At 39.1% G+C, this 20177-nt stretch carries 31 protein-coding genes; 3 read left to right on the forward strand and 28 right to left on the reverse strand.

What is annotated here, in order from left to right; all coding sequences use genetic code 11:
• Positions 1-28: 28 nt before the first annotated feature.
• The 3 genes from BN988_RS17815 to BN988_RS17825 all read right to left on the reverse strand — a co-directional run bounded on the left by BN988_RS17815 (position 29) and on the right by BN988_RS17825 (position 2061).
• On the reverse strand, positions 29-859 hold the full coding sequence (locus tag BN988_RS17815; protein WP_036578616.1) for a nucleotidyltransferase domain-containing protein: 831 nt from the start codon (positions 857-859) through the stop codon (positions 29-31).
• Between the two features lie 113 nt (positions 860-972).
• The gene (locus tag BN988_RS17820) at positions 973-1446 is read right to left on the reverse strand and encodes a GNAT family N-acetyltransferase (protein WP_036578618.1); all 474 of its coding nucleotides are present in this window, start codon (positions 1444-1446) and stop codon (positions 973-975) included.
• 258 nt (positions 1447-1704) lie between these two features.
• Positions 1705-2061, reverse strand: coding sequence for a glyoxalase superfamily protein (locus tag BN988_RS17825; protein ID WP_036578620.1), 357 nt, complete (start codon positions 2059-2061; stop codon positions 1705-1707).
• Between the two features lie 309 nt (positions 2062-2370).
• Between BN988_RS17825 and BN988_RS17830 the strand changes: the two genes are divergently transcribed.
• Positions 2371-2727, forward strand: coding sequence for a hypothetical protein (locus tag BN988_RS17830; protein WP_231495273.1), 357 nt, complete (start codon positions 2371-2373; stop codon positions 2725-2727).
• 315 nt (positions 2728-3042) lie between these two features.
• Here the strand turns inward: BN988_RS17830 and BN988_RS17835 are convergent, their stop codons facing one another.
• Positions 3043-4083 carry a DUF418 domain-containing protein gene (locus BN988_RS17835; protein ID WP_036578621.1) on the reverse strand — a complete coding sequence of 347 codons (1041 nt, stop codon included), beginning with the start codon at positions 4081-4083 and terminating at the stop codon, positions 3043-3045.
• Positions 4084-4571: 488 nt separating this feature from the next.
• Between BN988_RS17835 and BN988_RS17840 the strand changes: the two genes are divergently transcribed.
• Together BN988_RS17840 and BN988_RS17845 are read left to right on the forward strand one after the other, a co-directional pair.
• Positions 4572-5588: a DUF3231 family protein gene (locus tag BN988_RS17840; RefSeq protein ID WP_187120263.1), complete on the forward strand. Its 1017-nt coding sequence runs from the start codon at positions 4572-4574 to the stop codon at positions 5586-5588.
• Between the two features lie 118 nt (positions 5589-5706).
• A complete protein-coding gene (locus BN988_RS17845; RefSeq protein ID WP_036578623.1) occupies positions 5707-6153 on the forward strand; it encodes a hypothetical protein in 447 nt (148 codons plus the stop codon).
• Between the two features lie 275 nt (positions 6154-6428).
• Here BN988_RS17845 and BN988_RS17850 read toward each other — a convergent pair whose 3' ends face one another.
• The 24 genes from BN988_RS17850 to rplE form a co-directional block, all read right to left on the reverse strand.
• Positions 6429-6611, reverse strand: coding sequence for a DUF4177 domain-containing protein (locus BN988_RS17850; RefSeq protein WP_036578625.1), 183 nt, complete (start codon positions 6609-6611; stop codon positions 6429-6431).
• A 349-nt stretch (positions 6612-6960) separates the two neighbouring features.
• Positions 6961-7353: a 30S ribosomal protein S9 gene (rpsI, locus tag BN988_RS17855; RefSeq protein WP_036578626.1), complete on the reverse strand. Its 393-nt coding sequence runs from the start codon at positions 7351-7353 to the stop codon at positions 6961-6963.
• Positions 7354-7372: 19 nt separating this feature from the next.
• Positions 7373-7810, reverse strand: a complete 438-nt coding sequence (gene rplM / locus BN988_RS17860; RefSeq protein ID WP_036578627.1) for a 50S ribosomal protein L13 — start codon at positions 7808-7810, stop codon at positions 7373-7375.
• 183 nt (positions 7811-7993) lie between these two features.
• Positions 7994-8749 (reverse strand): tRNA pseudouridine(38-40) synthase TruA, encoded by a 756-nt coding sequence (gene truA / locus BN988_RS17865; protein WP_036578629.1) that lies wholly within the window; start codon positions 8747-8749, stop codon positions 7994-7996.
• A 17-nt stretch (positions 8750-8766) separates the two neighbouring features.
• Positions 8767-9567, reverse strand: coding sequence for an energy-coupling factor transporter transmembrane component T family protein (locus BN988_RS17870; RefSeq protein ID WP_036578630.1), 801 nt, complete (start codon positions 9565-9567; stop codon positions 8767-8769).
• Positions 9560-10432 carry an energy-coupling factor ABC transporter ATP-binding protein gene (locus tag BN988_RS17875; RefSeq protein ID WP_036578631.1) on the reverse strand — a complete coding sequence of 291 codons (873 nt, stop codon included), beginning with the start codon at positions 10430-10432 and terminating at the stop codon, positions 9560-9562. Before BN988_RS17875 ends, BN988_RS17870 begins: the two co-directional genes overlap by 8 nt.
• The gene (locus tag BN988_RS17880; RefSeq protein WP_036578633.1) at positions 10408-11247 is read right to left on the reverse strand and encodes an energy-coupling factor ABC transporter ATP-binding protein; all 840 of its coding nucleotides are present in this window, start codon (positions 11245-11247) and stop codon (positions 10408-10410) included. The genes BN988_RS17875 and BN988_RS17880 overlap by 25 nt, the downstream gene beginning before the upstream one ends.
• 282 nt (positions 11248-11529) lie before the next feature.
• Complete coding sequence (gene rplQ, locus BN988_RS17885) at positions 11530-11883, reverse strand: 50S ribosomal protein L17 (protein ID WP_036578635.1); 354 nt, start codon at positions 11881-11883, stop codon at positions 11530-11532.
• Between the two features lie 154 nt (positions 11884-12037).
• Complete coding sequence (locus BN988_RS17890) at positions 12038-12982, reverse strand: DNA-directed RNA polymerase subunit alpha (protein WP_036578636.1); 945 nt, start codon at positions 12980-12982, stop codon at positions 12038-12040.
• Positions 12983-13190: 208 nt separating this feature from the next.
• The gene (gene rpsK / locus BN988_RS17895; protein WP_036578637.1) at positions 13191-13580 is read right to left on the reverse strand and encodes a 30S ribosomal protein S11; all 390 of its coding nucleotides are present in this window, start codon (positions 13578-13580) and stop codon (positions 13191-13193) included.
• Positions 13581-13602: 22 nt separating this feature from the next.
• Positions 13603-13968 carry a 30S ribosomal protein S13 gene (gene rpsM / locus BN988_RS17900; protein WP_036578638.1) on the reverse strand — a complete coding sequence of 122 codons (366 nt, stop codon included), beginning with the start codon at positions 13966-13968 and terminating at the stop codon, positions 13603-13605.
• A gap of 24 nt (positions 13969-13992) precedes the next feature.
• On the reverse strand, positions 13993-14106 hold the full coding sequence (rpmJ, locus tag BN988_RS17905) for a 50S ribosomal protein L36 (RefSeq protein ID WP_010095733.1): 114 nt from the start codon (positions 14104-14106) through the stop codon (positions 13993-13995).
• Positions 14107-14139: 33 nt separating this feature from the next.
• A complete protein-coding gene (infA, locus tag BN988_RS17910; protein WP_036578640.1) occupies positions 14140-14358 on the reverse strand; it encodes a translation initiation factor IF-1 in 219 nt (72 codons plus the stop codon).
• Positions 14336-14671 carry a KOW domain-containing RNA-binding protein gene (locus tag BN988_RS19120; protein WP_036578642.1) on the reverse strand — a complete coding sequence of 112 codons (336 nt, stop codon included), beginning with the start codon at positions 14669-14671 and terminating at the stop codon, positions 14336-14338. The genes infA and BN988_RS19120 overlap by 23 nt, the downstream gene beginning before the upstream one ends.
• Positions 14672-14855: 184 nt before the next feature.
• Positions 14856-15500, reverse strand: a complete 645-nt coding sequence (locus BN988_RS17920; protein WP_036578643.1) for an adenylate kinase — start codon at positions 15498-15500, stop codon at positions 14856-14858.
• A 34-nt stretch (positions 15501-15534) separates the two neighbouring features.
• Positions 15535-16827 carry a preprotein translocase subunit SecY gene (secY, locus tag BN988_RS17925; RefSeq protein ID WP_036578644.1) on the reverse strand — a complete coding sequence of 431 codons (1293 nt, stop codon included), beginning with the start codon at positions 16825-16827 and terminating at the stop codon, positions 15535-15537.
• A complete protein-coding gene (gene rplO / locus BN988_RS17930; protein WP_036578646.1) occupies positions 16827-17267 on the reverse strand; it encodes a 50S ribosomal protein L15 in 441 nt (146 codons plus the stop codon). The genes secY and rplO overlap by 1 nt, the downstream gene beginning before the upstream one ends.
• Positions 17268-17298: 31 nt before the next feature.
• On the reverse strand, positions 17299-17481 hold the full coding sequence (rpmD, locus tag BN988_RS17935) for a 50S ribosomal protein L30 (protein WP_036578647.1): 183 nt from the start codon (positions 17479-17481) through the stop codon (positions 17299-17301).
• A 13-nt stretch (positions 17482-17494) separates the two neighbouring features.
• Positions 17495-17995, reverse strand: a complete 501-nt coding sequence (gene rpsE / locus BN988_RS17940) for a 30S ribosomal protein S5 (RefSeq protein ID WP_036578733.1) — start codon at positions 17993-17995, stop codon at positions 17495-17497.
• 23 nt (positions 17996-18018) lie between these two features.
• On the reverse strand, positions 18019-18381 hold the full coding sequence (gene rplR, locus BN988_RS17945) for a 50S ribosomal protein L18 (protein WP_036578648.1): 363 nt from the start codon (positions 18379-18381) through the stop codon (positions 18019-18021).
• A gap of 32 nt (positions 18382-18413) precedes the next feature.
• On the reverse strand, positions 18414-18950 hold the full coding sequence (rplF, locus tag BN988_RS17950; RefSeq protein ID WP_036578649.1) for a 50S ribosomal protein L6: 537 nt from the start codon (positions 18948-18950) through the stop codon (positions 18414-18416).
• 30 nt (positions 18951-18980) lie between these two features.
• Entirely contained in the window at positions 18981-19379 is a 399-nt protein-coding gene (gene rpsH, locus BN988_RS17955) for a 30S ribosomal protein S8 (RefSeq protein ID WP_036578652.1), read from the reverse strand.
• 29 nt (positions 19380-19408) lie between these two features.
• Entirely contained in the window at positions 19409-19594 is a 186-nt protein-coding gene (locus BN988_RS17960) for a type Z 30S ribosomal protein S14 (protein WP_019375521.1), read from the reverse strand.
• Between the two features lie 29 nt (positions 19595-19623).
• Entirely contained in the window at positions 19624-20163 is a 540-nt protein-coding gene (gene rplE / locus BN988_RS17965; RefSeq protein ID WP_036578655.1) for a 50S ribosomal protein L5, read from the reverse strand.
• Positions 20164-20177: the final 14 nt, after the last annotated feature.

The raw sequence follows: 20177 nt of genomic DNA on the forward strand, positions 1-20177 counted from the left end.
GCCACAATCGCGCCCGTTTGCGGAGGATTTATAATGCTTCAGTTTCAGAAATTAATTCTTTTAAGTTGACTACAGCTTGGTTTGTTTTATCTTTATCCGTTGAAAGTAGGGAAACAATTTCATCAATACGATTTTTATAGTTTAGAGGTTTTATTGAAAAATCCTGAATCATGGCTACGGCCTTCTTTTCGTTGATGCAATACACCTTGTTTTTTGAAAAGATAACTTGATTCAAGCAAGAAATACTCCGAAAACAATGCCCCATCACGTATGAAATGTCGTCTTTATTCGCATTGGCTTCCATAAACATCAGGGAAAAAGAAGCTTCAAAGGAAAAGTATTGAATCATCGCTGCTTGAAATTTCTTGGGATAAGGTTCTGTTTTCTTTTTTAATTCACTTAACGTGCCTTCAGGGTCAGATAAAACATTACAAACAGCTAATTCCCCCATGTACATGGCATTCAAGTAACCGTGAGGATGTCCTGTTTGATAATGAATGGATACTACACCTGATAAACAATCGTCAATAACTTTACTGACTCGTTTAATATCACGAAAGATAAGATCTACATGATAATCCTGTATAACTAACCAGCCACCTCCATTTATCCATTCGCCCCATTCACCTAAAGAAGTAATTAAATGCTCTTTTTTATCGTCATTAAGATTAAACGCTGCTTTTTCTATATCATTGGTATTAAATCCTTTTGATTCATCATAGTAAATCCCAATATCTATATCAGAATCTGGACTATGAGTTCCTCTTGCTCTAGACCCACCTAATACAACTCCTACTACACCCGGCAGTCCATCTAGTTCCTCTTTTATGTCTTGAATTATATTATCGACAGTTGCCATTATATTTCACTCCAATTTTATTCAATAATCTGGCCCTTTAACGGCGCAATCCTTATTCAACAACTGCGCCCTATAAAGGAATAAACACAATAAACACTATAGTTTGAATTTCTTTAGTTAAGGGTGAGAATAAACTCTTCAACATCCTTACCACGCGCGTTTGCATACCCGCTATCTTCACCCGAAATCATGAACCCACATCTTTTTAAAACCTTTATGGATCCAGTATTGTCTTTTGCAGCGCGAGCATAAAGTGGACGAATTGAAACCTGTTTTAGAAATTCTTGTAAAGCGTTGGTTGCGATTCCCTTACCCCAGTATTCCTTTCCAATCCAATAGGTTACTTCTGGTTTTCCGGACTGCTCGAAGTGTACAATATGGCCAACTACGGTGTTCTCAACAATGATAGTTTGCTTAATAATATTCTTATTCGTAAGTATTTTGTTCCAGTGTTCAGCGAAGCTATTCCAATCATTAGGGTCCTTACTTGTAAAGGCGGCCATTTGGTTTGCCTCACTGTCCCGTTGATGCTTAAAAAAAATAGGAAGGTCATCCTCATCCACATTCCGAAGCACTAAATTGCTCATTAAACTCACCCTCTGTCGTTTACTTTATTCTAGCAAACGTACGTTCCCTAAGCAATATATTTTATCGTGTAAAACCACCTTGATATGCTTAGTACCAATTCATTTCCTTGTTCAACAAAATGGCCCTAATATGCAAGATGGGTGCTTCTCCTTATTAGGGAATAGCGCCCGATGAATCAACAATATGCGCAAGGCTTATTCCGCGAATGAGCCCTATTGCTGGAGATCAAACCCTTTAAATTAGTATTAAAAGATTGTTTATAAACGAGTACATATGCGTAATTGATTTCCATCAGGATCTACGACTGTCATCATACGAAGTCCTTCAAGATCCTCATTTGGAGGTTCCGTAATACGGATATCTTTTTTACTCTTTAATTCGTAGTACCATTTATCAACATTGGGAACAAATAAGTGAATTAACCCACCCGTTTCGCAGTCTCCAGTATGTTCAGTTAAATAAATAGTCATTTCGTCCTTAGTGATCTGAACAAAAACAGGAAAATCAGGTTCAAACCGATGCTCCCAATCAATTTGAAATCCCATTCCTTCTACGTAAAACGCCTTACTCTTTTTATAATCAGTAATGCGGAATGCAGGAACCACTTTTTGCATATTGACATCCTCCATGATAAGTTATTTCTAATTTTCAACAAGCAGGTTAGATGATCCTGCCTTTTTAGTCTTTTTTAAAAAAATTAACCTCTAAATATCTTTTAGCCAGTAAACTTTGACAATCTGTCCCTTAAATGAAAACAGACGTATTTCTTAGAGAAACGCGCCCGTTTGCGGCATAGTCAAATCGAGGTTCTTAAGCAAGCACAACCATTAGTTGAATATATAATAACATACCAAAAAGGAAACAATTGAATAACATCGATGAAGTGTCACATCCTAAGATAAATGCTCAGAAGGGTGAACTTAATGGCAAACTTTTTTAGGATAGTAAATGCAATTGTTTTATGGGCTATTGTATTATCATTCCTTCCAAAACTCTCCTTTAAAAAATATTTACCAGTTACATTATTTTGCTCTTGTATTTTTTTAATACAATCACTTCTAAACCTAATTTTCAAATGGTGGGATGTTAAAGGAGGGATAAAGTACAGAGTATTTGATGATTTAGCATTTATATTTGGACCATTTTTTACAATTAATTTATGGGTGTTTCATTTCACTTATGGAAAATTCTCTTTATACGCATTATGTAATTTAATTATGGATCTTCTTTATGCCTATCCCCTAAATGCACTTTTCCAAAAATTGGTCATTATAAATTAAAAAGAATGACCTCTACAGCACTTTTTATCAAAACTTGTTCACTCGCTCTTTTGAACTATGGTTTTCAAAAATTCATCGAAAAATCAATCTCTTCAGAATTATCTAACCATAAGTCCAGTGATTAAACTGTACTTTTTGTTTAGTTTATAATCTTTATAATAACACTAGAAAGAGTTCCACATCTGCCCCACATTTAAAAGAAGGTTAAAGGTCGCCCTTATTCCAGATAGGCGACCGTTTGCTTAACACCACTTATTGAAAAAACTTAACGTACGTTTCTGTGTGTTGTTGCTATCCACCTTGTTCTTGCAACCTCTATTTCCGCCGTATTGGAACCCAGTCCCCATAAGTTCCGCATCGCCATAGCCATTCTAACGGTCCATAATTGAAAAATTTAAGCCATAGTGATGAAACAATGATCTGCACGCCCACAACTATTAAACAAACAATTGTCGCTGACTTGTATGAAACGATTGTATCTGCTGGAATAAATGCCAACAGGCTAACCAATATAACCGACTGACCAATATAATTTGTCAATGCCATTCGTCCAAATGAATGTAACGGAGACAACCATTTCCCTGCTACAGGCTCCAGCAAAACGAGAATGCTAATGTAGAAAATAGAGAAAACTGGTGCAAAAACCATGGACAAATCTATAAAATCATAAAAAGCACGATTTGCTTCTGCTTGCGTTTCGGTTATATCATAGTCAAACCCTTCCATATATGACAATAATCCGGCATCAGGCGCCTTCTGCCACAAGAAAACTGTTATCACACTTGTTGCAATAAATGAAAAAATAGCGACGCCCAACCATTTCTTTTTGTTCTCCCACAAAGTTTCAAATACACGATATTGCCCGAACGCCAGACCAAGCATCATAAGGGGCAATGGTAAAAGCGTCTTTGCTCCAATAAAACTTCCGACAATAATGCCTGCTATTCCTAAGATAAGGTTAATCTGTTTAGGAGCCTTGTAAAACAATAAAACAATCATTCCGAAAATCGCGTAAAACAACAGTACTTCACCAGGATTAATTAAATGGTGCAGTATACCAGCTACAAATAAGATCAGCATGCGCCGAATAAAAAGGACATATGGATGATTGGTTTTTCCCTGTGCCCGTGATAAAAAAATCCAAAATCCTAATCCGAACAGGAAGGAAAATATTGCATAAAAACGCCCTTCAACAAAGATATACAGGAAACGCTGAATCCAGATATCTCCTTGTGTACCAGATAAATTAACGCTGTCCCAAAGAGCCAGCACATTAACAAACGGAAGTCCAATCAGGGCAAATCCTCGAATTAAATCAAGGACATTTATTCGATGCGTGGTCATTGTTGGTTTCATTCTTATTCCCCTTAATCACTTTATTTTGTTACAAATACGCTATAATAATAGTGTATTAACCGCATAATACACATCTGTCATGTATTATACGATTAATACACTAAAAAATCAACACTATATGGGTATTTTTGCACAACGCCCCGAAAAAGGAGATTAAGAAGGTAATTTGTCTGTGTCAAAACTTTTGAGGTTATTCGCCATGTTTCAAAACAATTTATGTTGTTTTTATGAAACGGAAAAAGTATGGTTAACAGCATATTTCAAAAAGTACACATTTTGAAAGACTTGTCTGAAACTCAAGCCAATCAAGAGTTACAGGCTTATTCTACCATTTCGGGGGGACGTGCAAAAATACCCTATTTCGTTTTAATAGTGCCCCTCACTCTTCAAATCGTTTCTTCATACCTGTAATTCATTATAAAATCCGTATTAATGTGAATACTAAACTTATCCTGACATGTTCTCAAGGAGGTTGCATAATGAATGAAGTGAATGAAAGGAATATCCCCCTAACATCCGCAGAAATTGGTTCTCTTTGGACTGGGTATATGAATGACAGCATGTCGAAATGTATTTTGGGTTTTATGCTGGAGCATATTCAAGATGCAGATACAAAATCTGTTGTACAGCATGCCTATGATCTTTCGTCTAACCATTTGGACACATTAACAGCTATTTTTGAAAATGAACAATTCACCATTCCAAATGGGTTTACCGAACAAGATGTGAATATGAACGCACCGTGGCTTTTTTCAGACATATTTTGTTTGGTGTATGTGAATCATATGGCGAAGGCGGGAATGTTAATATACGGCGGTTTTGTTTCGTTGAGTTACCGTGATGATGTATGTAACTACTTTGTACAGGCGTTAAATAAAACCAGTAATCTTTATAAACAATCACTCGAAACTGGTCTTTCCAAGGGGATAGTTTCCAGACACCCGTATATTGACGTTCCCAAAGAAACAGACTATGTTGACAGTAAAAAGTATTTAAGTGGCTTAAACCCTTTCAGTGATAAACGTCCATTAAATGCTGTTGAGATTTCTCATTTGTATCAGAACGTCCTAACAAATTCAATAGGAATGCACTTATGCCTTGCATTTGCTCAAACATCACCATCAAAAGATGTACAAGATTTCATGCTTCGTGGAAAAGACATCTCAAAAAAGCATTTGAAAATTTTTGCAGATACACTTATGAAAGATAATATTGAATCTGCACAGACGAATGTATATTTAAGTGACTCCACAACTCAGACTTTTTCAGATAAATTAGTGATGTTTCACATGGATTTGCTTGTATCTGCGGGAATGGGGAATTATTCTACTTCAGCATCTGCAAGCCAACGAAGTGATTTGATGATTAATTATGAGCGATTATCATTTGAAGTTGCTCGGCTTGCCAAAAGAGGAGCAGACATCATGATTAAACATAATTGGCTGGAACAACCGCCTGGATTAAAGGATTCTAAAAAATTAGCGAAGAACAAACAAAAAGGATGAACTTAAAATGGAAAAATAAATAAGAAGGTGACATTATGCGTTATGTTCCTATTACTACGAATGCACAAAATAACCTTTTAGATCGATCACGGATAAATATCAAGGGAAAAGTTAGTATTTGAAAGCGGTTGAAGTCCTATTTTGGAGCATCGCATTACCGGGATTTGGTCAACTATTAAATAGGGCATATATCAAAGGGCTGATACTGCTTTTATTGGAATTCTTGGTCAATGTACTGGGGAATTTTAACGATGTTATTATTTTGAGTTTTCATGGAAACATTAAAATGGCCATTGAACAAGCTAACCATCAATGGCTTATGTTCTATCCTTGTTTGTACTTTTTTGCGATGTATGATGCCTTTAAAGGTGCAGGTGGAGGGAAGGGACCTTATTTCTTTTTACCATTTGTTTTTTCAGCTTATTTCGTGACTGTGGGAACGATCTATTCATCAAAACTAACACTGTTCAGCCAATTATTGGGACCTATCTGGCTTCCAATATTGAGTATACTTCCAGGTTTATTTGTGGGACCTTTGTTAAAAGGATATTTACAAAAAAGCTGACCTCATGATCAGCTTTTTTTGCGATAATGTTTAACACAAATAAACTTATTTGCTTTTAATATCTGTAAGACGTATTCTTCCGTTAAAAAATTGGGTAGTTTCAAAACAGTTGTTTGTTTTTAATTTCACCCAAATATCGCAAAAGATTAGTGACAATAAAGTTATTGTTTTATTAAACAATATGGCCCAATTCGGGCACAATGCATATTCAACAACTGCGCCCGTTTGCGGTATACCGAAATTCCGTTAATCATTTACAGATAAAACCATTCTCTTTAATGAGTTTCTTTTTCAAAAATAAGTTTTAAATTAGTTGTCCCGCCAGTGGTTGTCGATAGTGGAATAATTGAATGTAATCGCCATCCATCTTTTGCATACGTTTTTATAATATCTTCCTCATTTTCTTTAGGCTTGCCATGCCAGTCATTTTCAATATTAACAAATTCATACTCATACATCTTGAACCATCCTTTCGTTTAATCGAGCTTTCTTACTCTTACGAATTGGCCATATGAAAAGTTTCTTTTATTCCGTTAAATGGCCCGATTGTTGCATTGTCACAATTCAGCTAATCAATACAATAGTATCAAACTTCTTTATAAATATCGAACTTTGATTTAAATAATCCAACTTTATTATAAATTATCAATCTTTATTTCAAAGCTACACTTTTTCTCTAAATTATTTGTCTGCTACTTGTATGTTATTTGTATGCTACGTGTGAATTTTCCCCTGTTTTTAAAGCACCGCATATACAGTAAAATCCCCCAACCACACGTGGTTGGGGGATTTGCAAGTGTTGATTTATTAACGTTTTGAGAACTGTGGTGCACGACGAGCGCCTTTAAGACCGTATTTCTTACGTTCTTTCATACGAGCGTCACGAGTTAGGTAGCCTTCTGATTTAAGAGATCCGCGGTATTCTGGATCTGCTTCAAGAAGTGCGCGAGCGATACCGTGGCGGATTGCTCCTGCTTGTCCTGTGAATCCTCCACCATGAACGTTTACTAAAACATCATAAGTTCCTTGAGTTTCAGTAGCAGCTAGTGGTTGGTTCAAGATTAAAAGCTGAGTATCGTATGGGAAATAGTCTTTCGCTTCACGACCATTAATAGTTACATTACCTGTACCTGGTACTAAGCGTACACGTGCAGTTGATTTTTTTCGACGACCTGTGCCGTAGTATTGTACTTGTGCCATTTGATTAACCTCCTTTTAATTACCCGCGAAGTTCGTAAACTTCAGGTTGTTGTGCTTGGTGATTGTGCTCAGCGCCTCTGAATACGTGCAATTTCTTACCCATTTTACGGCCTAGAGAACCTTTTGGAAGCATTCCTTTGACTGCAAGCTCAAGCATTTGCTCAGGGTATTTTGTACGCATTTCATATGCATTACGTTCTTTCAATCCACCTGGGTGGTTTGAGTGACGGTAGTAGATCTTGTCATTGATTTTGTTACCAGTTAGTTCGATTTTCTCTGCGTTAATGATGATTACATTATCGCCAGTGTCAGCGTGTGGTGTGTAAGTTGCTTTATGCTTTCCGCGAAGGATTGCAGCAACCTCACTAGCTAAGCGACCAAGACGTTGGCCTTCAGCATCCACAACAAGCCATTTGCGTTCGATATTAGATTCATTCGCCATGAAAGTTGTGCGCATGATTGTTCCCTCCATAATTAAAAATTCATTTCAAAATTCGTTTCGCTATTTCTATATTCAACACAATTAGATTCCGGGGCTAATCGTGGTTTCAGAAATAAATTGCCATAGATCATAATATACCAAAGTATAGGAATTTGTCAAGGGGATGAGCAAATGATTTGCGTAAATCCTCTATTTACATTATGAAGGCTCCTCTTCATAGACAACATTCCACAAATAAAGCCCCTGTGGTGGAATCGTTTCGCCCACAAGCTGACGATCTTTCTGTTTCAGCAGTTCATTTATGTCTTCCGGGTTACGCCGCCCCTGTCCAACATCTAGGAGCACTCCAACAATGATGCGCACCATATTATATAAAAAGCCACTCCCCCGAAAAATAAATTCTAGTTCTGTCCCTTGCTGTTCGCAACTTACCTGAAATAGGGTCCTTTCCTTACTCCCCTTCGTCGTTGCTTTCGCAGATGAAAAGGTTGTAAAATCATGTGTCCCTTCCAGGTAAGTGCACGCCTCTTTTATTTTCGAGACATTAAGTGCATAGGGGAAATGATAGCTGTAATGACGTTTAAACACATCGGGCTCTTTTTCATTTAATACGTAATAGCGATATTCTTTTTCGACGACATCATAGCGAGCATGAAATGTTTCCGACACTTCTATTACGTCCTTAATATAAAGATCATCCGGCAATAAAGTATTTAACGCAAGCTTCCAGTTCCCTGTTGGAATCGTATAAGGGGAATCAAAATGGATTTTTTGCCCTTTTGCATGCACGCCAGTGTCAGTCCGGCCAGATGCCTGGATCCGAATGTCGCTACCCTTATGCATTTTCTTCAACGCTTTTTCCAACTCACCTTGGATTGTTCGCTTTTTGGGCTGTATTTGGAAACCGGAAAATTGGGATCCATCGTAATAAATGGTACATCGTAGTCTTACCATCGTGCTTCAGCCTTTCCTTAATAGCCTCTTGTTAGCAGCAGGCCTGCAATGACAGCGATAAATAGTAGATAAACGGCGATATCACGTGCGTTTATCTTTAATTCTCTTAATTTCGTACGTCCCTCTCCACCTTTATAACCACGAGCTTCCATCGCCATAGCCAGCTCTTCCGCCCGCTTAAAGGCACTAACAAACAAAGGAATCAGCAATGGAACCACCGCTTTTGCTCGATCTTTGATAGAGCCTGTCCGAAAGTCAACTCCGCGTGAAGCCTGAGCTTTGGAGATTTTTTCTGTTTCCTGCATAAGTGTTGGGATAAACCGAAGAGAAATAGACATCATCAGGGCAAGCTCATGAACAGGGAACTTCACTTTCTTTAATGGATGCAGCATATCCTCAATAGCATCGGTTATCTCAATTGGTGTTGTGGTTAAAGTTAAAAGAGATGTAATGAGAATAAGCAAGAAGAACCGCAATGAGATAGCAATTCCTTGAAATACCCCACCAGAATAAATCTGAAAGGAGTATATCTCCAGCCATACGGAGCCTTCCTTCGTTACAATGATATGCAAGATGAACGTGAAGACAATCAGGAACCATACAGGTGTCAGCCCCTTCATAATAAATCGTATAGGTACACGAGATGTCACCATACTGGCCATTGCAAACAACGCTAGAATACTATAACTCACTACATTATTGGCTAAAAATACAATGAATACAAAAAAGAAAATAAGTGTAATTTTAGTTCTTGGGTCTAATTTATGAACAAGGGAGTTTCCTGGTACATATTGTCCGATGATCAGGGTGTTATTCATCTATTATGCCCCCTTGCACGACACGACGGATGTCCTCAGCCATTTCATCAACCGTCTGACCTTTAAAAGGCAGAGAGTACTTAAATCTCTCTTCAAACTTACTTAGGAATGCAACACTCTCTGGTACATCTAATTGCACCTTATGCAATGCATCCTTTTGGGTGAAAACTTCAACAGGGTTTCCCTCCATATATTTTTTCCCTTTGTTCATGATCAACACGTGGTCAGCATATTTCAGTGCATCCTCCATGCTATGGGTAACGAGAATGGTAGTAAGCCCCTGTCTTTTATGAAGCTCGTAAAACATTTGCAAAATCTCTTTCTGACCTCGAGGGTCTAAACCTGCCGTAGGTTCATCCAAAACGAGTACTTCTGGCTGTACAGCCATTACACCCGCAATCGCAACTCTACGCATTTGCCCACCACTCAAGTCAAATGGAGAACGTTCTAATATATCCTCAGATAATCCAACAGCTGGAATGATGTCTCGAATTCGCTCCTCGATTACCGCTTTCTCGACACCGAAATTTTCTGGACCAAAGGCGATATCTTTTGCAACGGTTTCTTCGAATAGCTGGTGTTCGGGATATTGGAATACGACACCTACTTTGCTACGCAGTTCTCGCATGTTCTTCGGCTTCTCTTTTGCTTTTAGGTGAAAATCACCAATCGTTACCTCGCCTCTTGAAGGCATGGCTAGACCATTTAAATGCTGGATCAGGGTCGATTTACCGGAACCTGTATGACCGATGACAGCTACAAAGGAACCAGATGGGATATGAAAACTTAAATCCTCAATCGCCTTATGAGCGAAGGGGCTATTTTCTTGATATATATAGCTTACGTTGTTGAATGTAATGTCCATAATTCCTCCAGCAGCTCTTCATGGTTTAATGGTTCCTTTGTTAAAGCTAGTCCCTTTTCCTGCAACTCATCAGCCAAAATGGCGACAAATGGTACATCAAGCCCGATTTCGCGAAGTGCATGTTTCTTAGCAAAGATTTCTCTAGGTGTAGCTTCATCCCAAATCTCTCCATGGTTCATGACGATAACGCGATCTGACTGCACGACTTCATGTAAGTCATGGGTTATCGTGATGAGAGATAAATTATTTTTTTCTTGCACTTGATTTAATGTGTTCATAATTTCCGTTCTACCTTTAGGGTCAAGCATCGCTGTCGCTTCATCTAATATCAGGACTTTTGGGGAGACTGCCAGTACACCTGCTATGGCAACACGCTGCTTTTGACCACCTGAAAGCCGGTGTGGCTCTGTTAAATGGTAATCCTGCATTCCCACGGCTGTTAAGGATTCCTCAATACGGGCTATCATTTCTTCTCGTGGAATACCTCTGTTTTCCATCCCAAAGGCAACATCATCCTGGACGGTGGTGCCCACGAACTGATTGTCAGGATTTTGAAAAACCATCCCTACATCTTTTCTAATATCCCAGATTGTCTCCTCTGTTACAGGTTTTCCAGCTATTAAAATCTCGCCTTCTTGAGGAAACAGTAAGCCATTAATTAGTTTTGCTATTGTAGATTTACCACTTCCATTATGGCCAATAATAGCAATAGATTCATCTTCATAGATTTCAAACGAACAGTTTTTCAAGACCCAGGGGTGCTCTTCTCTATATCGAAAGGATACATTTCTAAACTCTATTAGCTTCTCTCTCATTCTAATGCCTCCTCTAGCTCTTCTCTCCCCCTGAGGTGTGTTTGTAGGGGCCAATGGGTTAAATGATGTTCAGAATGGCTTTAAAACGCTTCTGTGAGGTTTATACTCTATGTTGTCTCTTCCATCTAGTTGGATACAAGGCATAATAGGCTTAAACACTCCACAAGCAACATTAGCCAGCACTAGAGTGTTACAAGCCCACTACTTTTTAAATTACAAAAAAAGGGCTTGGCTTCACCTCATGAAGAGATTCAGTCCTGCCCTCGACGCCTTTTTGTAAAATTAAACTAATTCTACAATTGCCATTTTTGCTCCATCACCTTGGCGTTCACCTAATTTAAGAACGCGTGTGTATCCACCTTGACGGTCTTCATAGCGTGCAGCAACGTCATTGAAAAGTTTTTGAACAACACTTTCGTTTTCGTTAGCTTCTTTGTTATACAAGAATGCTGCAGCTTGACGACGTGAATGAAGATCACCACGTTTTCCAAGCGTAATCATTTTATCTACTACAGATTTAAGCTCTTTCGCTTTTGCTTCTGTTGTTTCAATCCGTTCATGAATAATCAAATCAGATGCAAGATTACGAAGTAGAGCCATACGAGAATCTGTTGTACGACCTAGTTTTCTAGCCATGGACTATCCCTCCCTTTCTTGATGACTACAGACTAAATTTAAAAATGCGAAAAACCGCAAAGAAAACCTGCTATACCTATTCTTCCTAACCTGCGTATGTCCCGGTTATCGGGACCAGGTTAAATGGGAATAGGAATGCTGGTAAAAACAATGATCAATCGTCATCACGTAAGCCTAAGCCAAGATCAATTAGTTTTACTTTTACTTCTTCTAATGATTTACGACCTAAGTTACGAACTTTCATCATGTCTTCTTCCGATTTGTTTGCAAGTTCTTGAACCGTGTTAATTCCAGCACGTTTCAAGCAGTTATAGGATCTGACAGAAAGATCAAGCTCTTCGATTGTCATTTCCATTACTTTTTCTTTCTGGTCTTCTTCTTTTTCTACCATGATTTCGGCCTTTTTGGCTTCATCAGTTAAACCAACGAAAATATTAAGATGCTCAGTGAAAACTTTAGCTCCAAGAGAAACTGCTTCCTCTGGGCGAATGCTTCCATCTGTAGAGACATCCAACGTTAGTTTATCAAAATTAGCTACTTGCCCTACACGTGTATTCTCAACTTGATAGGTCACACGGGAAACGGGAGTAAAAATAGAATCGATTGGCACAACACCAATAGGTTGGTCATCTTTTTTATTCGCTTCAGCCGGACGGTATCCGCGACCACGTTCTGCGGTGATTTTCATACGCAAATTACCTTTGCTGTTCAATGTAGCAATAGGTAGTTCCGGATTTAATACTTCCACATCACTATCGTATGTCAGATCAGCGGCCGTAACTTTCCCTTCCCCCTGCACATCCACTTCTAAAACCTTTTCTTCATCAGAATAGATTTTCAAAGCTAGTTTTTTCAAGTTCAAAATGATAGACGTTACGTCTTCAACAACACCATCAATTGTTGAAAATTCATGAAGCGCCCCATCAAACTGAACGGATGTAACAGCAGCACCTGGAAGTGAGGATAGTAGGATACGACGCAAGGAGTTTCCTAGAGTGGTACCATATCCACGTTCAAGCGGTTCGACTACGAATTTACCAAACGTAGCATCCTCGCTGACTTCTACCGTCTCAATTTTTGGTTTTTCAATTTCGATCATTCAATAAAACCCTCCTTTAAAACGTCGAAACCCCGGTTAGACACCGCGTCTAACCGAAATTCCTCAAATAGGCAGTTGGCGTTTCTGCACTACCTGCAATACTTTCGTACTTCTTGTCTCTCGAATGCTGTATGGTAAAGGGCGGACCTTTACATTTTTAGCTATCATAACCCATTATAGACAGGGTGACAAATTCTATACGGTATAATTATACGCGACGACGTTTTGGTGGGCGACAGCCATTGTGTGGAACAGGAGTTACATCAACAATTGCTGTTACTTCCAGACCAGCTGCTTGAAGAGAACGAATCGCTGCTTCACGGCCAGCCCCAGGTCCTTTAACTGTTACTTCTAGAGTTTTCATTCCATTGTCTACAGCAGATTTTGCTGCAGTTTCTGCTGCCATTTGAGCAGCAAATGGAGTAGACTTACGAGATCCTTTGAATCCTAATGATCCAGCAGAGCTCCAGCCAATCGCATTACCTTGCGCATCTGTAATTGTAACAATTGTGTTATTAAAAGTAGAACGGATATGTGCAATACCGGTTTCTATATTCTTTTTCACACGACGTTTACGTGTATTAGTTTTACGTGCCATTAATTAGCTTACCTCCTTCACGTTATTTTTTCTTGCCTGCAACTGCTCGACGAGGTCCTTTACGAGTACGTGAATTGTTCTTAGTTTTTTGTCCACGAACTGGCAACCCACGACGGTGACGTACACCTCTGTAAGAACCAATCTCGATTAGACGTTTGATGTTAAGGGAAATTTCACGACGAAGGTCCCCTTCGGTTGTATAAACATCGATTACTTTACGGATTTTACCAAGCTCATCTTCTGTTAGATCGCGTACACGAGTGTCTTCTGAAACGCCTGCTTCTTTAAGGACTTTCTCTGCGGTCACTTTGCCAATTCCATAAATGTAAGTCAATGAAATTACTACACGTTTGTCACGTGGAATATCAATACCTGCAATACGTGCCATAAGATTGTAACACCTCCTATTAGTTTAGCCTTGTTTTTGCTTGTGTTTCGGGTTCTCGCAAATAACCATAACTTTACCTTTACGTTTGATTACTTTGCATTTTTCACAAATTGGTTTAACAGATGCTCTTACTTTCATCTCATCTTTTCCTCCTTTTATATCGGAGCTCGCTTATTTATAACGGTACGTAATTCGTCCTCTAGTTAAATCATACGGAGAAAGTTCAACCGTTACTTTATCACCTGGCAGAATGCGGATGAAATGCATACGAATCTTGCCTGAGACATGGGCCAAAACTGTATGGCCATTTTCAAGCTCTACATTAAACATCGCATTCGGCAATGTATCGGTTACGGTACCTTCAACTTCAATTACATCGTCTTTCGCCATCGTGTTGATCTCCCTTCTTCAAATCAGTCACAACTTCATTGATAAATTTAGCTATGGCAAACCGTAGCTTACCATTTGTGACACGACCAGTTTCTAGAAGGCTTTTCTGGACTTCAGGAGAAATGTAGTCCATAACTTCAATATGATGCAAGTTCTTTTTCTTTGGTCGATCATATTTACGTTTTTCCCCATCTGCAAGCAAGACATACCGATCCTCAAGTAATTTTATGATAACCGCATATTGTCCTGCTTCCCGTCCCTGCATAATACGAACAACTTGACCTATTAGCGGAATCGAATCATCTTCGTTCAACAACGATCACCTTCACTTAGGCTATAGTTTATACTGCCACCCTACTAAATAGGGGTTATCGCTTATCCAATCCTGTGTCACTTAACTTGAAGCAATGCACGTTCAAATGTGATTACTCCATTTTATTATAACTTTTCATCCAACGGAATGCATCCGTTGGCTATACAACAGTTATAATAAAAGATTATTTATCAATCTTGTTTTGAATATCTTCAAAAACCTGATCAATATCTTGGTCACCGTTAACAGATACTAAGTATCCTTTGTCCTCGTAAAAGTCCAATAACGGTTGAGTTTGCTTTATATTAACTGCCAAACGGTTCTTCACTGTTTCGGCCTGATCATCTTCTCGCTGAATTAACTTGGAACCATCATTGTCACAAATTCCTTCAACCTTTGGCGGGTTATAAAGAACGTGATAAGTAGCTCCACATGTCGGACAAATTCTACGACCCGTTAGACGCTCCACTAATTTTTCTTTTGGTACATCTACATGCAGTACATAGTCAATGGATTGATTTAAATCGGAAAGAAGATCTTGTAAAGCCTCTGCCTGGGCAATGGTTCTTGGAAATCCATCCAATAAGAAACCTTCCTTACAGTCTGCTTTACTTAAACGTTCTTTCACAATCCCGATTGTTACTTCATCCGGAACAAGCTCACCTTGATCCATATATTCTTTAGCTTTCTTTCCAAGGTCTGTACCCTCTTTTATAGCTAATCGGAACATATCTCCTGTTGAAATATGAGGGATGTTATATTTTTCGTTTATCTTTTCGGCCTGAGTACCTTTGCCGGCACCAGGAAGACCCATTAAAATCAAATTCAACAAATTTCCCCTCACTCTCATTGGCAGCAGGATCCTACTTGATAAAACCTTTGTAGTGTCGTTTAACCAACTGGCTTTCCAGCTGTTTCATTGTCTGTAATGCTACTCCAACAACAATCAGTAAGCTTGTGCCACCAATTTGAACTGCGGTAGGTAAACCAGCCAGCCCACCCAATAGGATAGGGAGCACAGATACAGCCGCCAGGAAGAGAGCACCGACAAAGGTTAAACGGTACATCACACGTGTTAAATACGTTTCAGTATTTTTACCAGGTCGGATACCTGGAATATAACCGCCTTGTTTCTGTAAATTCTCAGCCATTTGTTCAGGATTAACCTGTACGAACGTATAGAAATATGTGAAGGCAATAATAAGCGCTACATATAAAACCATACCGATTGGCTGTGTATAGTCAAAAATCGTTGTGATCGTTGATGCGATTTGGCTTCCTTCAAAGAAGTTAGCCACCGTACTTGGTGCAACCATAAATGCTATCGCAAAGATTACCGGGATAACTCCTGCAGCATTTACTTTTAAAGGTAAATGTGTGGAATGACCGCCAACCGGAGAGCGATTAACAAGTTTTTTTGCATATTGGATTGGTATTTTACGAAGTGCCTGCTGGATGAAGATAACTCCAACCACAACAGCCACAACTACCAAAGCAATCAAGGCAACAATTACAATGTTGATAAACAAATCATCACCAGGATTAACAAAATACTGACTGTAAAGTTGTTGAATCCCGTTTGGAACTGCGGCTACGATACCCGCAAAGATAATAATTGAAATCCCATTTCCTACACCATTTGCTGTGATCTGTTCTCCTAACCACATTAAAAATGCAGTTCCACTTGTAAGAACAATCGCAATCACGAGAAACGTTAATACACCAGGATTGGTAATTAGCGATCCCCCGGCCATTGCGTTAAATCCAATGGACATTGCAATTGCCTGAACGAATGCAAGAACGATCGTACCATAACGGGTGATCTGTGCCAACTTCTTACGTCCCGCATCACCTTGCTTCTTCCACTCGGCAAATTTAGGAACAACATCCATTTGCAATAGCTGCATAATAATGGACGCTGTAATGTATGGCATGATGCCCATGGCAAAAATGGAGAAGTTTTGTAGTGCTCCTCCACCAAATGTGTTCAGGAATCCAAATACATTTTGTGAGTTCATCCAATCAATTGCTTGCTTATCTGTATAAGGCACAGGAATAAATGTGCCTAGACGGAAGACAACCAACATCAACAAAGTGAAGATTATTTTCCGTCTAATGTCACCTACGCGCATAAAATTGGAGATTGTACGGAACATTAAATCACCTCGGTTTTACCGCCCGCTGCCTCTATTGCTTCAATTGCTGAAGCAGAGAACTTATGAGCTTTTACTGTAAGTTTTTTTTCGATAGCACCTTTGCCAAGTACCTTAATACCAGCATTAAGCTTGCTTACGACACCTTCTTCAAGTAATAGCTCAGGTGTAATTTCTGTGCCGTCTTCAAAACGATTTAGCGCATCTAAGTTCACAATAGTAAATTCTTTACGGTGAATGTTTGTAAATCCACGTTTAGGTAAACGTTGGAATAAAGGCATTTGACCACCTTCAAAGCCCGGACGAGTACCGCCGCCTGAACGTGCTTTTTGACCTTTATGTCCACGGCCGGAAGTTTTTCCGTTACCAGATGACATACCACGACCTACACGGTTACGATTTGTGCGTGTTCCTTCTGATGGCTTCAATTCATGAAGTTTCATTCGAGCACCTCCTCTTTACGCAATTATATAATTAAAGTTCTTTAACCGCTACTAGATGAGATACTTTGTTAACCATACCGCGAACGGCATCAGTATCTTCACGTACTACGGATTGACGAATCTTTCTAAGTCCTAATGCTTGAACAGTTTTCTTTTGTACATCTGATCCACCGATAACACTACGCGTGAGGGTGATTTCTAATTTTTTAGACATAACAGTTCCCTCCTTATCCTAACAGTTCTTCCACAGACTTTCCACGTAGTTTTGCTACGTCTTCTGCGCGCTTCAAGTTTGTTAAACCGTTTAATGTTGCACGAATCATGTTAATTGGTGTATTTGAACCAAGTGATTTTGTTAAAATATCACCAACACCCGCAAGTTCAAGGATGGCACGAACCGGTCCACCAGAGATAACTCCAGTACCCTCTGCTGCAGGTTTCATCAATACATTACCAGAACCAAAACGTCCATTGATTTGATGAGGAATAGTAGTTCCGACGATCGGTACTGTAATCAGATTTTTCTTCGCATCATCAACTGCTTTTTTAATTGCTTCTGGTACTTCTTGTGCTTTACCTGTACCAAATCCTACATGGCCATTTTTATCACCGACAACTACTAAAGCAGCAAAGCGGAAACGACGTCCACCTTTAACTACTTTTGCAACACGGTTGACCGTAACAACTCGTTCTTCAAGATCTAATTTGTTCGGATCGATGTTTGACATCATGTATGTCCCTCCTTTATCTATTAAAATTCAAGACCTGCCTCACGGGCAGCATCTGCTAATGCTTTTACACGTCCATGATAAAGGTAGCCTCCGCGATCGAATACAACCGATTTGTAACCTTTATCTTGGGCACGTTTCGCGATCATTTCTCCGACTTTCACGGCAGCGTCAAGGTTGCCAGTAGCTTCTACTTTTAATTCGTTATCTTTAGTTGAAGCACTTGCAACTGTTACACCATTATTGTCATCAATTAACTGTGCATAGATGTGTTTATTTGAACGATATACGTTAAGACGTGGGCGTTGCTCCGTACCAGAAATGTTTTTTCTTACACGTGCATGCCTTCTTTTACGTACAATATTTTTGTCAGGCTTTGTGATCATTTAGGTCACTCCTTTCTGCTCCCTAACTAGTCTTACTTAGCAGTTTTACCTTCTTTACGACGTACATATTCACCTTCGTAGCGAATACCTTTTCCTTTATAAGGCTCAGGTGGTCTGATTGCTCTAATATTGGAAGCAACTGCACCAACAAGCTCCTTATCAATTCCTTTAACAATTACTTGCGTGTTTTTAGGAACGTCAATTTCAATGCCGTCAATTGGATCAAGTTCAACTGGGTGTGAGTAACCAGCGTTAATCACAACTTTGTTTCCTTGTTTTGTAGCACGGTAACCAACCCCGATGATTTCAAGGGATTTTTCGAACCCTTTGCTTACACCTTCAACCATGTTGTTGATTAAACTACGAGTAGTTCCGTGCAGGGCACGATGGTCTTTGTGGTCACTTGGACGTGCAATTGTAACAACATTATCTTCAATATTAATATTCATATCCTGGTGTACGTTTCTTGTTAACTCACCTTTAGGTCCTTTCACAGACACTGTAGTTCCGTTAAGTTTAACTTCTACACCTTGTGGAATTTCAATCGGCTTAAGTCCTATACGAGACATTCCATACACCTCCTCATCAAAAAATGTTAATTACCAAACGTATGCTAGAACTTCGCCACCAACAGCTTGTGAACGTGCTTCTTTATCAGAAAGCACACCTTTTGATGTTGAGACAATAGCTATACCTAAACCGTTAAGTACACGTGGTACTTCATTAGCTTTAGCGTAAACACGTAGTCCTGGCTTACTAATACGTTTGATACCTGTAATTACTCGTTCTTCGTTTGTACCGTATTTAAGGAAAATACGCAAAACACCTTGTTTGTTATCTTCAACAAACTCATAATCTGAAACGAATCCTTCACGCTTAAGGATGTCAGCGATCTCCTTCTTCATTGTTGAAGCCGGAAGCTCTAACTTTTCATGGCGTACCATGTTAGCATTACGAATACGAGTTAGCATATCTGCAATTGGATCTGTCATAACCATTACTAATTACCTCCTTCCCGAATCGGGGTTTACCAGCTTGCTTTTTTGACACCAGGAATTTGACCTTTGTAGGCAAGTTCACGGAAACAAATACGGCAAAGTTTAAATTTACGGATTACAGAATGTGGACGGCCACAACGTTCGCAACGTGTATATTCACGTACTTGATACTTTTGTGGGCGTTTTTGTTTCGCAATCATTGATTTTTTAGCCACAATTTTCCCTCCTTGTATTAGCTCTAAGCTTATTTTTGGAAAGGCATGCCTAGCTGAGCTAAAAGTTCACGAGCCTCTTCGTCAGTATTGGATGAAGTTACAATAACGATATCCATACCACGTACCTTGTTCACTTTATCATAATTAATTTCCGGGAATATTAGCTGTTCTTTTACACCTAATGTATAGTTTCCACGACCATCAAAAGCTTTTTTAGAGATACCACGGAAGTCACGTACACGTGGAAGTGATACCGAAACAAGCTTTTGAAGGAATTCGTACATACGCTCACCGCGAAGGGTTACTTTTGCACCGATCGGCATTCCTTCACGAAGGCGGAAACCAGCGATTGATTTCTTAGCACGAGTGATCAATGGTTTTTGACCAGAAATTAACGCAAGCTCTTCAACAGCGCTATCTAATGCTTTAGAGTTTTGAACTGCATCACCGACACCCATGTTGATAACAATCTTCTCAACTGCTGGTACCTGCATTACAGACTCATAATTAAATTTATTCATCAAAGATGGTGATACTTCATCTTGGTATTTTTTTCTTAATTCATTCATCAATGTCGCCCTCC

The organism is Oceanobacillus picturae (genome assembly GCF_000612865.1).
Taxonomy (GTDB): domain Bacteria; phylum Bacillota; class Bacilli; order Bacillales; family Amphibacillaceae; genus Oceanobacillus_B; species Oceanobacillus_B jordanicus.